13 protein-coding genes are annotated in these 16,415 nt (G+C 27.4%); 3 read left to right on the top strand and 10 right to left on the bottom strand.

Going from position 1 to position 16,415, the window contains the following annotated elements:
- Positions 1-72: 72 nt before the first annotated feature.
- Together ruvB and surE are read right to left on the bottom strand one after the other, a co-directional pair.
- Positions 73-1,038, bottom strand: coding sequence for a Holliday junction branch migration DNA helicase RuvB (gene ruvB, locus H0H74_RS00760; protein WP_185849357.1), 966 nt, complete (start codon positions 1,036-1,038; stop codon positions 73-75).
- 18 nt (positions 1,039-1,056) lie between these two features.
- Positions 1,057-1,872, bottom strand: coding sequence for a 5'/3'-nucleotidase SurE (surE, locus tag H0H74_RS00755; RefSeq protein ID WP_185849356.1), 816 nt, complete (start codon positions 1,870-1,872; stop codon positions 1,057-1,059).
- 67 nt (positions 1,873-1,939) lie between these two features.
- On the opposite strand from surE, the gene H0H74_RS00750 reads away from it, so the two are divergent.
- A complete protein-coding gene (locus H0H74_RS00750; protein WP_185849355.1) occupies positions 1,940-4,036 on the top strand; it encodes a carboxy terminal-processing peptidase in 2,097 nt (698 codons plus the stop codon).
- Here the strand turns inward: H0H74_RS00750 and gyrA are convergent.
- Both gyrA and aroB read right to left on the bottom strand, forming a co-directional pair.
- Entirely contained in the window at positions 4,020-6,479 is a 2,460-nt protein-coding gene (gene gyrA / locus H0H74_RS00745; protein ID WP_185849354.1) for a DNA gyrase subunit A, read from the bottom strand. The genes H0H74_RS00750 and gyrA overlap by 17 nt on opposite strands.
- A gap of 34 nt (positions 6,480-6,513) precedes the next feature.
- Positions 6,514-7,581 carry a 3-dehydroquinate synthase gene (gene aroB, locus H0H74_RS00740; RefSeq protein ID WP_185849353.1) on the bottom strand — a complete coding sequence of 356 codons (1,068 nt, stop codon included), beginning with the start codon at positions 7,579-7,581 and terminating at the stop codon, positions 6,514-6,516.
- A 266-nt stretch (positions 7,582-7,847) separates the two neighbouring features.
- Here aroB and H0H74_RS00735 point away from each other — a divergent pair, with 266 nt between their 5' ends.
- Complete coding sequence (locus tag H0H74_RS00735; protein ID WP_185849352.1) at positions 7,848-8,501, top strand: DedA family protein; 654 nt, start codon at positions 7,848-7,850, stop codon at positions 8,499-8,501.
- On the opposite strand, the gene H0H74_RS00730 is transcribed toward H0H74_RS00735, so the two are convergent.
- The 3 genes from H0H74_RS00730 to H0H74_RS00720 are packed head-to-tail and all read right to left on the bottom strand — an operon-like array spanning position 8,494 to position 10,504.
- Positions 8,494-8,931, bottom strand: coding sequence for a nucleoside deaminase (locus H0H74_RS00730; protein WP_238784112.1), 438 nt, complete (start codon positions 8,929-8,931; stop codon positions 8,494-8,496). The genes H0H74_RS00735 and H0H74_RS00730 overlap by 8 nt on opposite strands.
- A 29-nt stretch (positions 8,932-8,960) precedes the next feature.
- Positions 8,961-9,569, bottom strand: coding sequence for a 50S ribosomal protein L25 (locus tag H0H74_RS00725; protein ID WP_185849350.1), 609 nt, complete (start codon positions 9,567-9,569; stop codon positions 8,961-8,963).
- Positions 9,566-10,504 carry a ribose-phosphate diphosphokinase gene (locus H0H74_RS00720; RefSeq protein WP_185849349.1) on the bottom strand — a complete coding sequence of 313 codons (939 nt, stop codon included), beginning with the start codon at positions 10,502-10,504 and terminating at the stop codon, positions 9,566-9,568. The genes H0H74_RS00725 and H0H74_RS00720 overlap by 4 nt, the downstream gene beginning before the upstream one ends.
- Positions 10,505-10,561: 57 nt before the next feature.
- On the opposite strand from H0H74_RS00720, the gene H0H74_RS00715 reads away from it, so the two are divergent.
- A complete protein-coding gene (locus H0H74_RS00715; protein WP_185849348.1) occupies positions 10,562-11,356 on the top strand; it encodes a thymidylate synthase in 795 nt (264 codons plus the stop codon).
- A gap of 9 nt (positions 11,357-11,365) precedes the next feature.
- On the opposite strand, the gene thrC is transcribed toward H0H74_RS00715, so the two are convergent.
- Genes thrC through thrA form a run of 3 tightly spaced genes read right to left on the bottom strand, consistent with a single transcriptional unit; the run spans position 11,366 to position 16,113 of the window.
- Positions 11,366-12,685, bottom strand: coding sequence for a threonine synthase (thrC, locus tag H0H74_RS00710; protein WP_185849347.1), 1,320 nt, complete (start codon positions 12,683-12,685; stop codon positions 11,366-11,368).
- A 21-nt stretch (positions 12,686-12,706) separates the two neighbouring features.
- Positions 12,707-13,660, bottom strand: a complete 954-nt coding sequence (locus tag H0H74_RS00705) for a homoserine kinase (protein WP_185849346.1) — start codon at positions 13,658-13,660, stop codon at positions 12,707-12,709.
- 5 nt (positions 13,661-13,665) lie between these two features.
- Positions 13,666-16,113 carry a bifunctional aspartate kinase/homoserine dehydrogenase I gene (thrA, locus tag H0H74_RS00700; protein ID WP_185849345.1) on the bottom strand — a complete coding sequence of 816 codons (2,448 nt, stop codon included), beginning with the start codon at positions 16,111-16,113 and terminating at the stop codon, positions 13,666-13,668.
- Between the last annotated feature and the right edge of the window lie 302 nt (positions 16,114-16,415).

Here is a 16,415-nt window from a genome sequence, read left to right as displayed (position 1 = left end):
GATTGTACATTTTGATGTTAATTCTTTTAACAAAGTTAATTCTTATGAACATATAATAAAAAAGATTTAATTCTATTTTTTTTTAAAATTTTGTTTTATATGTTTATAAGCTAATTCTGTAGCTTTTCTTCCTCTAGGAGTTCTAATTAAGTATCCTTCCTGAATGAGAAAAGGTTCATAAACTTCTTCTATAGTATCTGAATTTTCGCTAACAGCTGTAGCTATAGTGTTGATCCCCACAGGTCCTCCTTGAAAATGATCTATAATATATGAAAGAATTCTATTATCCATTTCATCTAATCCATGTTTATCGACATTAAGAGCTTGTAATCCTAAATTACATATGTTAATATCAATAGTTCCATTTCCTTTAATTTGTGCAAAATCACGAATTCTACGTAATAAAGCATTGGCTATACGTGGAGTTCCACGACTTCTGTTCGCAATTTCAGAAGAAGCTTCTTTAGAAATTTGAATATTTAGTAATTTTGCACTACGATTTACAATATTGTTTAATAATTTTTTTTCATAATAACTGAGACGAAAATTAATACCAAATCTAGAACGCATAGGAGCTGTGAGTAATCCTGATCTTGTTGTAGCGCCTATTAAAGTGAAAGGAAATAAATCTATTTGTACTGATTTAGCATTAGATCCAGAATCTATAATAATATCTATTTTATAATTTTCCATAGCTGAATACAAATATTCTTCAACTATTGGAGAAAGACGATGAATTTCATCAATAAAAATTACATCGTTTTTTTTTAAATGAATGAGTAATCCAGCTAAATCTCCAGGCTTATCTAAAACAGATCCTAAAGTAACAGTAATGTTTACATTCAATTCATGAGCTACGATATGAGCAAGCGTTGTTTTCCCCAATCCTGGGGGGCCATGAAATAAAATGTGATCTAAGGCTTCTTTTCTTTTTTTAGCAGCTTGAATAAAAATTTTCAGATTCTCTAATACTTCATGTTGTCCAATAAAATCCTGAATTTTTTTGGGATTTAAAGATCCTTCTAAAAAAGATGACACGATATATATGTTTTAACGTTAAAATTCAGAATAAACTATGTATCCGAAAAAAAAAAACAATATAAAATTCCAAGATTTTAAAATATTTAATATAGTATAATTCGTTAAATCAAATTGAATAGGAACAATAGATACATATCCATTTTTCAATGCCCATTCATCCGTATCTATTTTTTCATCCAAATTAACAAAATCCCCGACTAACCAATAATAAGTTCTCCCTTTAGGATTACAACGTTTATCAAAACTTTCTTTCCATTTAGATTCTGCTTGTCTACATATTTTAATTCCTTTGATTTGTTCTTTTTTTAATTTAGGAATATTAACATTTAAGCTAATTGTTTTTTCATAAATAGGATTGTAAAGAATTTTTTTTACAATATGACATACATATTTTTTGGATGGTTCAAAATCAGCATTCCAATCAAAATCTAAAAGAGAAAATCCTACAGATGGAATTCCTTCCATACTTGCTTCAAGGGCAGCAGAAATAGTGCCAGAATATACAATATTTACAGAAGAATTTGAACCATGATTAATTCCTGATACACAAATATCAGGTCTTCTGGGAAGAATGTCACTAATTGCTAATTTAACACAATCTACGGGAGTTCCAGAACATTCCCATTCTTTTTGATCCCCATTATCTATTTTTACAGAATCACAATATAATACCGTATTCATTGTTATTCCATGTCCTACTCCAGATTGGGGTTTATTTGGAGCTACTACATATACATCTCCTAAAAGATTCATATAATGAACAAGAGCCCTAATTCCAGGAGCTATAATTCCATCATCATTTGTGACTAAAATAATTGGTTTTTTATTCATTTTATATTATTATATAGCTATTTATATATAATTTTGTTAATATTTTTCAATCAATCAATATATAATTGTGAATATTAAAATAAAAAAATTGAATGAGATTAAGTACATAATAATTGGTTTTTTTCTCTTTTTTTCATTAAGTTTTTGTTCTCCATTAGGAGAACAGGAAAAACACCGTATAGTACTCAAAACGATATATAAAACACTTTATTTTTTACATCCAAATCCTATTTCTATAGATAATGATTTTTCACAAAAAGTATATCATAAATTTTTTGAAAAATTAGATAGTCAAAAACGTTTTTTTATACAAAAAGATATAGAAGATTTTTCTTTATATAAAGAAAAAATAGATGATTTTTGGATTCATGGAGATCCTACTTTTTTTAATATTATTATGAAATGTTTTTTTAAAAGAGTGAAAGAAGTGGAATCTATATGTTTTCAAATATTAAAAACATCTTTTAATTTTAATAAAAAAGAAATGTATCTCCTTGTTGGAGAAGAACTTTCTTATTCCAAAAATAAAAAAGAATGGATAGAAAAATGGAGAAAATACTTAAAATATCTGACTTTACTAGAGATCGTTAGTTCTTCCAAAACAAATACAAACCAAAAGATCATTTGGAAAAATGCATTTTTTAACAATGAAAAAAAATCAAGAAAAAAAGTAGAAGAATATATTAAAGAATATTTTCGAAAATTAAAAATAAAAAAAGAATCCGACTGGTTTTCTATATATGTTAATACTATAACTTCTCAATATGATCCTCATACTAATTATTTTTCTCCTAAGGAAAAAGAAATTTTTGATTTAAATATATCTGGACAAACAGAAGGGATTGGTGTAGAATTACAAGATGATAAAGGATATCCCACAGTTGTTAAACTCATTGTTGGCGGTCCTGCGTGGAAAAATAAAAAAATAGAAATAGGAGATAAAATTATACGAGTTTCTAAAAACCTTAATTCGGAATCAACAAATATTGTAGGGATGTTATTAGAAAATTCTATTCGTTTAATAAGAGGAAAAAAAGGTACTAAAGTTAAACTAACTCTTCAAAAGAAAAATGGATCCCTAGAAGAAGTGATTCTTACAAGAGATATAATTGAAAAAAAAGAAATTTTTGCAAAAAGCGTTATAATATTGGATAAAAATAAAAATAAATATGGTTTGATATGTTTACCAGAATTTTATTTTAATCCTAAAAATAAAAATGGGAGAAATGCAGCTAAAGATATAAAAAAAATCATTCAAGAATTAAAAAAAGAAAATATAAAAGGAATTCTAATAGACATCAGAAACAACGGAGGAGGATCTTTAGACACGGTAATAGAAATTGCTGGTTTCTTTTTAGGAAAAGTTCCTATCGTGCAAATAGGTAAGCCAGACAAAAAAAAAATACTCAAAAGTCATGAAAATAAAATTCTATGGACAGGTCCCCTTGTCGTTCTTGTAAATGAGTTATCTGCTTCGGCTTCTGAAATTCTTGCTGCTGCTATAGCTGATTATAAAAGAGGGATTATTGTGGGAAGTTCTCAAACATATGGAAAAGGAACAGTGCAAACTATTTATCCATTAAATAGATTTTTCATTTTTAATGAAGAACTAGGGGCCTTAAAATTTACCATAAATAAATTTTATCGTGTGAATGGAAGTTCCACTCAATTAAAGGGAGTAAATTCCGATATAGTCATTCCAAGTAATATGACAAGTGTATTTTTAAAATATATGGAAAAAAATCAAACTAATTCTATGAAATGGGATTATACAGAACCCATTCCTTCTCTTCATTATTATTATAATAATTTAGAAAATATTAAATATAAAAGTATAAAACGTTTGGAAAAAAATAAGGATTTCATCACTATTTATAAAACAATACAATCATTAGAAAAAAAATTTTCAAGAAAAAAACAATTTTCTTTAAATTGGGAAGAATTTTATTACGATCATTTAAAAATGAAAAAAAGAAATGAAACTTTTAAAAAGTTAAGAAATTATTTAAATATATATGGGTTGCGAGCTTTTTCTCCTTATTCCCAAATTCTTTTGCAAACAAAAGAATCAGAAGCACAAAAAAAATGGAAAAAAAATCTGGAGAAAGATTTTTATATAGCAGAATGTATTAACATATTACGAGATTTTAATGAAAACCCATAATAGGTTTATAAACCTTTGCTACGTCAGCTATAGCATCGTTTTCTTTTAGATTAATCAATCTAACTCCTTGAGTTGTTCTTCCCATAACCCTTATATCTGAGATAGGAATACGTATAATAATTCCTGATTTTTTAATAATCATCAAATCATCTTGACCCGTTACGTATTTTATGGAAATTAAATTTCCTGTTTTTTGAGTTATATTTATTGTTTTAATTCCTTTTCCACCACGATTAGTAATACGATAATCTTTTATATGAGATCTTTTTCCAAATCCTTTTTCAGAAACTACTAACAAATGTCCTTTTTCTTCTATATCTACACATATCATTCCAATGACCATATCTTTATGATTTATATTAATTCCTATAACTCCAGAAGAAGTTCTTCCAGTTGAACGAATTTTTTTTTCTGAAAAACGAATAATTCTTCCACTTTTTACAGCAATAAAAACATGACTATCTCCTTTAGTAAGGATAGCTTCTATTAAAGAATCCCCTTTACGAACAACAATAGCATTAATTCCATATTTTCTAGGACGAGAATAATTTTCTAAAGATGTTTTTTTAATAATACCTTTTTTCGTAATCATCATAACATAATAATCTTTTACATATTTTTTATTAGTAAGATCTCCAGTTAATATATAAGCATTGACTTTATCATCTTGCTGAAGATGAATAATGTTTTGTATTGCTCTCCCTTTAGAAATTTTAGATCCTTCTGGTACTTCATATACTCTTAACCAAAAACATTTTCCTTTTTCTGTAAAAAAAAGTAGATATTGATGATTAGTCGCTACAAGTAAATGTTTGAAAAAATCTGATTCTCTAGCAGTAGCCCCTCTGTTTCCCACTCCTCCTCTTCCTTGACGTTTGTATTCTGATAAGGATGTTCTTTTAATATAACCAGCATGGGATATAGTAAGAACTACCTGCTCATTTTCAATTAGATCTTCGATATTTACTTTATTTCCTGAATAATCAATTTGTGTACGACGTATATCTTGGTATTTTTTTTTGATATCTATAAGTTCTTCTTTAATAATTTTAGTTCTTGTAGAATGTTCTTCTAAAACTCTTTTAAAAAACTCTATTTTTTTAATAAGTTCGTTATATTCTTTTTTAAGTTTATTAATTTCTAAAGATGTAAGACTTTGTAATTTCATATCTAAAATGGATGTAGATTGATTTTTTGATATTTTAAATTTTTGAATCAATCTATCACAAGCTTCATGATGATTTTGAGATCCTTGGATTAATTGAATCATGAGATCTAAATGGTCTAATATCTTCAAGAAACCTAACAAAATATGAACACGATTTTGACATTTTTTTAAATCGTATTCAGTACGACGAATAATAACGTTATGTCTATGATCAACGAAATGTTGAATAAAATTTTTTATGTTTAATTGAACAGGTTTTCCATTAACTAATGCTATGTTATTTACATTAAAATAAGTTTGTAAAGAAGTATATTGAAATAATTTGTTTAATAATATATTAGGGTTTGTATTTTGTTTTAAAATGTATACGATACGTAATCCATTTCTATCAGACTCGTCACGAATTTGATAAATACCTTCCATTTTTCCTTCTTTCATTAATCCGACAGTTCGAGTGATCATGTCAGCTTTATTGACTTGATAAGGAATTTCATCTACTATGATACATTGTCTTCCATGAATTTCTTCTAAATGAACTTTTGCACGTAAAACAATACGTCCTTTTCCTGTATGAAAAGCATTTTTAACTCCATCATATCCGTAAATGATCCCCCCTGTAGGAAAATCAGGAGCTTTAATATATTTCATGATTTGTTCGATAGATAAATCGTTATCATCTATATAAGCACAAATAGCATTTACAGTTTCTTTTAAATTATGAGGAGGTATATTAGTAGCCATTCCTACTGCGATCCCAGAAGATCCATTAATTAAAAGATTGGGAATTCGTGTGGGTAAAACAGTTGGTTCTTCCAAAGAATCATCAAAATTGAATTGCATATCTACTGTTTCTTTTTTAATATCCAATAACATTTCTTCAGATATCTTTTTCATCCTTACTTCTGTATAACGCATAGCTGCTGGAGGATCTGCATCCAGAGATCCAAAATTTCCTTGCCCATCTATTAATGGATAACGTAATGTCCATTTTTGAGTCATACGAACCATAGTATCATAAACAGAAATATCTCCATGTGGATGATATTTTCCCAATACTTCTCCAACAATACGAGCAGATTTTTTATAAGAACTGTTCGAAATAATTCCTAATTGATACATCCCATAAAGAACTCTTCTATGTACAGGTTTTAATCCATCCCTTGCATCAGGAAGAGCTCTGGATACAATAACAGACATAGAATAATCTATGTAAGATGATTTCATCTCATCTTCAATGTTAATAGGAATCAATTTTTCTTTTTCATTTTCATTCATTTTTTTTGAAAATATTTTTAATGAATTAAAACATTTAGTTCAAAAAACTTTCCTTAATTAAGGAAGACGGAACTTGACAATTATATGAACATTTTCCTATTTTTTTTAATAAAGAAAATTGAATTTTATTTTTTTCATTTTTTTTATCATGTTCCATGATCAACAATAATTTATTAATTTCTAAATCAGAAATTTTATCTTGTATTGGATTTGGACATAATGTAGAAAGAGTAGATTTAATTTCTTTATAATCATATATAGATAAATCATTAATTTTACAAGAAATCCATGATTCATAAATCATACCCATAGTTACAGCAATTCCATGCAAAATTTTGTTCACATCCATAAAATAACTTTCTAAAGCATGTCCAATAGTGTGTCCAAAATTAAGAATTTTTCTTAATCCTTTTTCTTTAGGATCTTGATTTACAATTTTTTGTTTAATTAATATAGATTGATGAATTAAGTTTCTACATTCATTTTCATTTTTAAAAATAGTATCTGTTTGTATTTGATTCATTTTTTTCCAAAAATTTGAATCAGCTATCAACCCATGTTTTAACATTTCTGCCATTCCAGAAAGAATTTCTTTATTCGGAAGTGTTTTTAAAAAATGAGTATCAATGATTAAAAATTCTGGTATATAAAAAGATCCTATTTCATTTTTTATAGAATCTAAATTCACTCCTGTTTTGTATCCTATAGCAGCATCAACCATTCCTAATAAAGTGGTAGGAATATTAATAAAACGAATCCCTCGTTTGAATATAGAAGCGACAAATCCTCCAATATCTGTTATAACTCCTCCTCCTAAATTTAGGATTAAACTTTTTCTGGTCGCTTTAAATTTTTCTAAATTTTTACATATTTGAATACACGTATAAATATTTTTTTCTTTTTCACCTGATTTGATTTTAATAATATTAGATTTTTTTAAAAAATCTATTTTCTTAAAAAGAATGGGAAGACAATGTGTGTAGGTGACATCATCCACTAGAATAAATATATTTTTTATGGAATCTATTTTATAAAGTAGATAATTTTTAAGTATATCATAACCTTCTTCATTAAAGTGTATGAATTCCCCCCTTTTTTTCATTTTTATGAGTTTATCTTTCTATAAACAAAATTAACCAATTTTTTATTAATCAATGAAATAAAATATTTGAAACAACCAAAAAATGATAAAAATAAAACCTACAATGAAAAAAATTATATTAGGAATCCATCCTAAAATATTAATAAATTTAAATAACCATTCCATGATATTTTAAGTTTTTTTTATATGAAAATATGAAAATAAATATTTTTATTTTTTAGAAAAATGGAAATATTTAACTTTGACTTTCAAATCATATTTGTAAAATGTCAGATATTTGGGATTTTTTTCAACACTTGTTTAATCCTAGATGGATATTTTTATATTTCGGAAATACAGCTTTATTCATTATTTTAGCTATTGTTTTTGCGGAAACAGGATTCTTTATCGGTTTTTTCTTACCTGGAGATTCTTTATTATTTACTGCTGGAATTTTTGGAGAAGATTTATGCAAAAATTTTTATAATGTACCTTTTTTTGTGATCATTTTAATTGTAGCAGTTGTGGCTATTCTTGGTAATATGCAAGGATACTGGTTAGGATACAAATCTGGAGAATTGTTATACAAAAAAAAGGATTCCTTCTTTTTTAAAAAAAAACACTTACTTTTGGCAAAGTTATTTTATAATAAATATAAAACAACTGCTCTTATCATGAGTCGTTTTTTACCCATGTTTCGTTCTTTTGCCCCTATCGTAGCAGGAGCTATTCGCATAGATTTCAAAAAGTTTATGATATATAATATTATTGGAGCTCTTGCTTGGACTTTTTCTATCATGTTAGCTGGACATTATTTAGATAAGAATTTTCCGGAATTAAAAAATCATCTTGAATGGATTATTTTATTAATTGTATTGATTACAACTTTACCAATTATTTTTAAAATGAAAATAAGTAAGAAAAAAAAAGTATTTATCTAGATTTTTTAAATTTAGAGATTCTTTTATAAAAAAAGAATTCTTGTATAAGAGCTTTACACTGTTTTTTCATAATTCCAGATACAAATTCTGTTTTAGGATGTAATTTAGCTCCAGAATACATAAATCCTCTTTTTGATGGATTAGAAGCTCCACAAACGACTCTTCCTATTTGAGCCCAAAATAAAGCTCCAGCACACATAACACATGGTTCTAAGGTAACATATAAAGTACATTTTTTTATGTATTTTTTTTTAAAATAATTAGAAGCTAAGTTAATCACTAACATTTCTGCATGTGCAGTAATATTACATAAAGTTTCAGTTAAATTATGAGCTTTTGCTATAACCATATTTTTATATGTAATTGCAGCCCCTATAGGTATTTCATTTTTATGAAAAGCAATAAAAGCTTCTTTTAAAGCTATTTTCATAAAATAAAAATCTAAAGACATTATTCATTTTATTTTTTTACTTTTTTATCTTCTTTTCCTTCTTGATTTTCTTCTTGAACTTCTTTAATAGTCGTACGAGAATTTTTTACACTTGCTATCAGTGTATGGGAAGGATGTAATATAGTATATTGATCATTATGTAGATCTTTTACTGTTATTCTATCTCCGATATCTAAAGAATTAATATCTAATTTAACGTATTCAGGCATATTATATGGATCTGCTTTTACTTTTAATTTTCTAATAGAAGAATAATATTCTCCTCCTTTTGCGACTCCAATGGATCTACCAAAAGATTTGATAGGAATTTCTAATATAATAGGTTTGAATTTATCAATTTTGTAAAAATCTGCATGTAATATTTTTTCATTAACAGGATCAAATTGTATTTCCTTTCGAATTGCATTTATACTTTGATTATATCCCTCTATTTTAAGAATAACACCATAGACTTCTGCAGTATATACTATTTTTCTTAAACTTTCTAATGAAGTAGAAAACGGAATATTTATATTTTTTCCATACAAAATACATGGTATTTTTCCAGAGAGTCGAATAGAACGAACTACTTTTTTTCCAATATCTCTTTTATAACCGTATATATTTATATATTTCATATTATGAATTTATTACTGATAGACTCGTCTTTATGTACGGATTGCATAACTTCCGCAAAAAGTGGAGCGCAAGACAAAACTTTAATTTTATCATTTGGTTTCATATGATTAATAGGAATCGTATCTGTAATCACTAATTCTTCAATCGCAGATTGATGTATTTTTTCATATGAATTCCCTGATAAAACAGGATGGGTAGCTATAGCGCGTACACTTTTAGCTCCTTGTTTTCTTATTAAATTAGCAGCTTCTGTTAAAGTACCAGCCGTATCTACCATATCATCTATAAGTATAATATTTTTTTCTTTTACATTTCCTATGAGATTCATGAATTCTATTTCATTTGCTTTTTTTCTTTCTTTATAACAGATTACAACATCTGTACCTAAATAACCTGCATAGCTTCTGGCTCTTTTGGCTCCTCCCATATCTGGAGAAGCTATGGTTAATTGATCTATGTTTAATTTTTTAATATAATCAATAAATATTCTAGATGCATACAAATGATCCACTGGAATATCAAAAAATCCTTGAATTTGATCTGCATGTAAATCCATAGTCATGACTCTAGTTGCTCCTGAAGCCACTATTAAATTTGCTATAAGTTTTGCAGCAATGGGAGTTCTAGGTTGATCTTTATGATCTTGTCTTGCCCATCCAAAATATGGAATTACAAGTGTAATATTATAAGCTGAAGCTCTACGAGCGGCATCGCTCATTAATAATAATTCCATTAAATTATCTACTGGAGGAAAAGTAGAACCAATCAAAAATACTTGAGATCCACGAACAGATTGTTCAAAACAAGGAGTATATTCTCCATCACTAAATTCTAAAAATCGGACTTTACCAAGAAATTTTCCGTAAAAAAAAGCTATATTTTTTGACAATTTTAACCCACTTCTTGTCGAAAAGAAGAGAACGTTTTGATTCATAGTTATATTTTTTTATGCAAAAATACTCTTTAAATTAAAAAAGAAATACTGAGATTTATGAAACAATATTTAAATTTATTAAAAAATGTGTTAAAAAAGGGAATTAAAAAGAAAGATCGTACTGGCGTAGGGACAATAAGCCTATTTGGATATCAAATGAGATTTAACTTAGAAAAAGGTTTTCCCATTTTAACCACTAAAAAATTGAATATACGATCTATAATTTATGAACTATTATGGTTTTTAAAAGGAGATACAAATATTCGATTTTTAATAGACAATCAAGTTCATATTTGGAACAAGTGGGCGGATAAAAATGGAGAATTAGGTCCTATATATGGATTTCAATGGAGAAAATGGCCAACATATAATGGACATTTTATTGATCAAATAGTTAATCTTATAGAAGAAATCAAATTAAATCCTAATTCTAGACGTTTAATAGTTTCTTCTTGGAATGTGGGAATGATTCAAAATATGGCATTACCTCCTTGTCATTTATTATTCCAATTTTATGTACATAAAAAAAAATTATCGTTACTTTTATATCAAAGAAGTGCAGATATTTTTATTGGTCTACCATTCAATATTACTTCTTATGCATTGTTACTCACTATGTTAGCTCATGTCCTTCATTTAAAAGAAAAAGAATTTATTCATACTATAGGAGATGCTCATATCTATAATAATCATATTCAACAAGTAAAATTACAAATGAAAAGAACACCAAGGAGGCTTCCTAAAATCATTCTAAATTCTTCTGTAAAAAATATTTTCCAATTTCGATTTGAAGATTTTGAGTTGAAAAACTATAATCCTTTTCCTCATATTAAAGGAGATGTAGCCGTTTAAAAATTTATTTTATTTTCTTTCTAACAACCAATCTTTAAAAACATTAAAATTATTGGATAAAGATATTTTTTGGTTTGTGCTTTGTTTCGTATTCAAAAAAATTTTTATTTCCTGAGGAGGAACAATCTGTTTTTGTAAAAAAAGTGGCATGTGATCTAAAAATTTAATAGGATGAGCTGTCTCTAAAAAAATAGCTGGCTCTGAAGTATTATTCACTTCTTGTAGATATTGTCTAAGTCCTAAATAACCAATAGCTCCATGTGGATCTAGCATGTATTTATATTTTTTCCATATTATTTCTATACTTTCTAAAGTTTCTTCATCCGTAAATTTATAAGAATATAATTTTTTTCTTAATTGAAATATATTTTTTTTATATAAATGCCATATCCTAGAAAAATTACTGGGGTCAGATATATCCATAGCATTTGATATAGTTTTTTTTACCGGAAAAGGGTGGTATTTTTTAGATATTAAAAATCTAGGAATAGTATCATTAATATTTGTAGATGCAATAAAAAATTTTATAGGTAAACCCATTTTCTCAGCTATCATTCCTGCACAAATATTTCCAAAATTTCCACTAGGAACCGAACAAATTAATTCTATTGGATTTTCTACGATAATTTGTCTGTAAGCTAAAAAATAATAAAACATTTGAGGGAGCCATCTTCCTACATTGATAGAATTAGCGGAAGTTAATGTATATTTTTTATTCACTTCCTTGTTTAAAAAAGCTTTTTTAACCATATTCTGACAATCGTCAAAACTTCCATGTATTTCTAAAGCGAATATATTATCTCCCAGTGAAGTAATTTGTTTTTCTTGTAAAGAACTGATTCCATTATATGGATACAAAATAATAACTTCTATTCCGGGTTTTTTATGAAATCCTTTAGCCACAGCGCCTCCAGTATCTCCTGAAGTGGCCACTAAAACTGTTACATTTTTTTCTAATTTATGAGAAAAAAAACTTAAACATCCTGCCATAAATTTGGCTCCCACATCTTTAAAAGCTAAAGTTGGTCCATGAAAAAGCTCTAATACATAAATATTATCATGTATTTTTTTCAATGGAAAAGAAAAATTTAAAGTATCATAAATAATGTTCTCAATAAATTTTTCTGGTATATATTTTCCAATATAAGGTTTTATCACAGACATGGCAATCGTATTGATATCATATATTGGAAGTTGACGAATAAATTTAGATTCTAATTTAGGAATACATTTAGGCATATATAATCCTCCATCAGGTGATAATCCAGTTAAAACAGCATCTTCAAATGAAACTAAGTTTTTACAATTTTTCAAACTATAATATAACATATTTTTGAATTTTTATTTATTTTACAATATTTTCATCCACTTAACTCCTTTTTGATTGATAGGAGAAGTATAAGTTTTATAATCTACTTTTAGCGGAGAATATACTTGATTCATGATTTCAGTAACTTTTTTTGCCGTATGATTTCCTCTGCTAAGCATAAAAACAGAAGGGCCTGAACCAGAAATTCCTCCTCCTAAAGCTCCTATTTCTTTACATTTTATTTTTAATTCATAAAAAGCTGGAATTAGCATAGCTCGTATAGGTTCAACAATTACATCTTCTAAAGATCTACTTATCAATTCATAATTTTCTTGATATAACCCCGCTACTAATGCCCCTATATTCCCCCACTGTCTAATCGCATCTGTCATTAATATTTTTTGTTTTAAAATTTCTCTAGCATCTGATGTTTTTACTTCAATTTGTGGATGTATAATACTAACCCATAATTCATTAGGAACATGAAGTTTTGTAATATCCAATGGTTTATAACTTCTAACTAATGTGACTCCTCCCATAATAGCAGGAGCGACATTATCAGCATGAGCTGTTCCGCTTGCTACACGTTCTCCTTCCATAGCAAAACGTATTAATTGTATAGTGTTAAAAGGATTTCCTAACAGAATATTAGCTCCATAAACAATACCAGCTGCACTTGCAGCACTAGATCCGATTCCACTTCCAGGATGAATATTTTTAATTAACTCAATTTCAAATCCTATTTCTTTTTCGTTATCAAATTTTTGTCTTTTTTGATATTTTTTTAACAAAAATTGTAAAGCAACAAAAGCTACATTTTTTCTTGGATCGTTAGGTAATGATGATCCATGTATTCGATTAATACGTATTCCTGGATTATTGGATTTGTATAAAAAAATTTCATCTTTAGGAAAATCTAAAGCTAATCCAATAACATCAAACCCACAAGCTAAATTAGCTACAGTAGCAGGTGAAAATATTTTAACTCCCTTCATGACTTTTATTTAGTAGCTTTTATAATATCTGAAAAAACTCCAGATGCAGTAACTTCTGCTCCAGCACCTGCTCCTTTTATGATAAGAGGTTGTTCAGCGTAACGATATGTATTATATAAAACCATGTTATCTTTTCCTTCTAATTGAAAAAATGGATGAATCTGCGAAACAGATTCTAATCCAACAGAAGCTACTCCATTTTCATAACGAGCAATAAAACGTAAACGTTTTTTATCTTCTTCAGCTTCACTCCTAATTTTAAAAAAATAATCCTTATATTCATTCAACTCTTGATAAAAATTATCTATAGAAGTAGAATTAGAACAGGTTTTTGGAAGAAAAGATTTTTGATGAATATCACTTAGTTCTAATGGAGAACCGCATTCTCTTGCTAAAATTAGTATTTTTCGCATAACATCTAATCCACTTAAATCGATTCTAGGATCAGGTTCCGTATATCCTTTTAATTGAGCTTCTTTTACCACTTCTAAAAAAGATGTTCTCTCTATAAAATGATTAAATATAAAATTTAAACTTCCTGATAATACGGCTTCTATTTTGTTTATTTTATCTCCACTATTAATCAAATCATTTAGTGTACTAATAACAGGAAGACTAGCTCCCACATTAGTTTCAAATAAAAATGGAGCTTTAAAATGTCTAGAAAGTGTTTTTAATCTTTTATAATGATCATAATCTGAAGAACAGGCTATTTTATTACAAGTAATAACACCTATTCCATTTTTTAAAAATTTATCATAAGTCATAGCCATTTCTTCACTAGCTGTATTGTCAACAAATAAACTATTCCTTAGATTGAATCTCCAGACTTCTTCCATAAAAGAATATATATTCATTTTAATCCCTTTTTGGTTCAGATATTTTTCCCAATTATTTAAATTGATTCCATGATCATTAAAATGCATCTTTTTGCTGTTAGCTAATCCTATTACTCGAACTTGAAGTTTTAATTCTTCTAATAAGTAATTTTGTTGTTGATCTATCTGTTCAAGTAATTTGCTTCCTACTTTTCCTACTCCACAAATGAAAAGATTAATTTGTTTTGGGGGACTTTCAAAAAAAGCTTCATGTAAAGTATTTAATGCCTTTTTAAAATCGGTTTTCCTAATAACAGCTGATATATTTTTTTCAGTAGAACCTTGCGCTATAGCTCTAACATTAATACTATTTCTGCCTAAAGAAGAAAACATTTTTCCACTGGTTCCATGAAGATTTTTCATATTATCTCCTACCACAGCAATGATGCAAAGATCATTTTCTATTCTTAATGGATCAATACGTCTTTGATGTATTTCTTGAGCGAATTCGCTATCTATTACAGCTTTTGCTTTTATGACATCCGTTTCATGAATTCCTGTAGTAATTGAATGCTCTGAAGAACTTTGAGTTATAAATATTACATTTATTTTTTCACGTGATAATGCTTCGAATAAACGTTTAGAATATCCAGGAATTCCAACCATTCCACTTCCTTCCAATGTTAGTAATGCCATATTCTGAATTCCAGAGATTCCGGTAACAGGCTGACTAATGTTTGTATTTTTGTTAATATAAATCAAAGTTCCTGGATCTAAAGGAGAAAAAGTATTTTTAATTTGTATAGGAATATGTTTTTTCATAGCAGGTTGAATAGTTGGAGGATAAATAACTTTCGCTCCAAAATGTGATAATTCCATTGCTTCCTCATAAGAAATTTCTTTGATAGGAAAAGCTTGATTCACGATTTTTGGATTTGCTGTCATCATTCCACTTACATCCGTCCATATTTCGAGTAAACTAGCAGATATAGCAGCAGCCAGAATCGCTGCTGTATAATCAGAACCTCCTCTTCCAAGAGTTGTCGTTTCGTTTTCTAACGTAGAACCTATAAACCCTGGTAAAACAACATATTCTGATGTTTTTTCACGAAAATACTGAATAATATGGTGATTACTTGTGATAAAATCTACTTGTGCGCATCCAAATTGAGAATCGGTAATAATTAAATCTCTACTGTCTTTACAAATAGCATCTAATCCAGACTGTTTTAATTTTTCTGAAATTAGAAAAGAAGAACTCAATTCTCCAAAACTCATGATTTTATCTAGAGAACGTTTTGAAAGTTCTTCTACTTGAAAAATTCCATCGCATAAACTTTCTAAATCATTTAGATTTTTTTTAATCCAACTGATTAGATGACTTTGATAGGTTATAGGAAACAATTCTCTTATAATATTAAGATGTCGAATTTCGATTTCTTCTAATATATTTTTATAAATATTTTTTCTTTCAGAAGCTAATTGACCACATTGTATTAACTGATCCGTAATATTTCCTAATGCAGAGACAACAATAGCATATCTTCCTTTCGGTTTTTTTTCTAATAAAGAACAAATACGTTTTATAGCATCAGAATGAGCTACGGAACTACCTCCAAATTTTAAAACTTGCATTTTTTAATTTTTTTAAAACAATTTTCCCATTACTAAAGATGTTAACAAAAATAATGATAATTTATGGAGACGTCCTTTTTTATTTTATTCTTTTTGGTATTGAAGTTTTTTTTCATATCATATATAGATATCTCTTATTTTTATTGTGAAATTGATTACGAAAAAAGACTTAAATGGATGAAATAAGAGGGGGAGGCAACGATTCCTATTTATCTTTCATTATTATAATATTTCATAACTTTAAACCCATATAATTAATTAACTGTTGAGTGTTGTTTTTTGCAACGAATATTATGTTTATG

The sequence above is a fragment of the Blattabacterium cuenoti genome, assembly GCF_014251315.1.
Taxonomy (GTDB): domain Bacteria; phylum Bacteroidota; class Bacteroidia; order Flavobacteriales; family Blattabacteriaceae; genus Blattabacterium; species Blattabacterium cuenoti_AJ.
The sequence above is the reverse complement of the archived record's forward strand: the minus strand, read 5'-3'. Positions and strand labels throughout refer to the sequence as shown.

Bases quoted from the DNA above. Each gene is read 5' to 3' on its own strand.
- thrC (WP_185849347.1), bottom strand. From the start codon at position 12,685: ATGTTATATTATAGTTTGAAAAATTGTAAAAACTTAGTTTCATTTGAA.
- aroB (WP_185849353.1), bottom strand. From the start codon at position 7,581: ATGAAAAAAAGGGGGGAATTCATACACTTTAATGAAGAAGGTTATGAT.
- H0H74_RS00715 (WP_185849348.1), top strand. From the start codon at position 10,562: ATGAAACAATATTTAAATTTATTAAAAAATGTGTTAAAAAAGGGAATT.
- H0H74_RS00730 (WP_238784112.1), bottom strand. From the start codon at position 8,931: ATGAAAATAGCTTTAAAAGAAGCTTTTATTGCTTTTCATAAAAATGAA.
- H0H74_RS00735 (WP_185849352.1), top strand. From the start codon at position 7,848: ATGTCAGATATTTGGGATTTTTTTCAACACTTGTTTAATCCTAGATGG.
- H0H74_RS00720 (WP_185849349.1), bottom strand. From the start codon at position 10,504: ATGAATCAAAACGTTCTCTTCTTTTCGACAAGAAGTGGGTTAAAATTG.
- H0H74_RS00705 (WP_185849346.1), bottom strand. From the start codon at position 13,660: ATGAAGGGAGTTAAAATATTTTCACCTGCTACTGTAGCTAATTTAGCT.
- thrA (WP_185849345.1), bottom strand. From the start codon at position 16,113: ATGCAAGTTTTAAAATTTGGAGGTAGTTCCGTAGCTCATTCTGATGCT.
- surE (WP_185849356.1), bottom strand. From the start codon at position 1,872: ATGAATAAAAAACCAATTATTTTAGTCACAAATGATGATGGAATTATA.
- H0H74_RS00725 (WP_185849350.1), bottom strand. From the start codon at position 9,569: ATGAAATATATAAATATATACGGTTATAAAAGAGATATTGGAAAAAAA.
- gyrA (WP_185849354.1), bottom strand. From the start codon at position 6,479: ATGAATGAAAATGAAAAAGAAAAATTGATTCCTATTAACATTGAAGAT.